The organism is Clavibacter lycopersici (assembly GCF_003576405.1).
In the GTDB taxonomy this organism is placed as follows: Bacteria; Actinomycetota; Actinomycetes; order Actinomycetales; family Microbacteriaceae; genus Clavibacter; species Clavibacter lycopersici.
The window spans coordinates 1-680 of sequence record NZ_QWGT01000500.1 but is presented as its reverse complement, the minus strand read 5'-3'; the positions used below and the strand labels follow the sequence as shown (position 1 = coordinate 680).

Here is a 680-nt window from a genome sequence, read left to right as displayed (position 1 = left end):
GCGCCCGCCGTGCCGTCGACGATCGTGCTCTCCGACGACGCGCCCTCGGTGCTGCCCGACGCGTACGCGGCCGAGCTGGAGGCCGCGGGCTGGGACGTCCGGCGGCTTCCCGGGATCCACCACGACATGCAGCTCGAGGACCCCGACCGGGTGCTCGCTGGCGTCGAGGACGTGCTGTGACGGACCCCGCCCGCGACGACGCCGCGCCGGATCCCGCGCGCCCCGACCGCCCCGCCGACGCCGAGATCGCCGCCCGGCTCGCCGCCGCCCTCCGCGCGCCCGACGCGTCGGCCCGGCTGCAGGCGGCGCTCACCGCGGGCACCCGGCCGGATCCCGCGCTCATCGAGGGCCTCATCCACCGCTGCCGCGTGGAGACCGACCTCAACGTGCGCGAGATGCTCACGTGGGCGCTCATCCGGCACGACCCGGAGACCACGATCCCGCCGCTCATCGCGGAGCTCGGCTCGCCGATCCCGCAGGCGCGGAGCCAGGCGCTGCACACGCTCTCCAAGATCGGCGACCGGCGGGCGCTGCCGGCGATCACGCCGGCGCTCCTGCGGGATCCCGACGACCACGTCGCGCGCACCGCGTGGCGGACGGCGTCGGGCCTCGTCGACGGCGACCGCGACCCGGCCGGCGCGCGCTGGCTCTCCCAGCAGCTGGCGTCGCAGCTCGGCCGC

At 77.8% G+C, this 680-nt stretch carries 1 protein-coding gene and 1 pseudogene; both read left to right on the top strand.

Annotated elements, in window-relative coordinates:
* Positions 1-180 (top strand): annotated as a pseudogene (locus DZG00_RS16190) (alpha/beta fold hydrolase); the annotation flags it as partial.
* Positions 177-680: HEAT repeat domain-containing protein (locus DZG00_RS16185; protein ID WP_147360102.1), on the top strand; the 504-nt coding region annotated here is incomplete at its 3' end. The pseudogene DZG00_RS16190 and the gene DZG00_RS16185, both read left to right, overlap by 4 nt.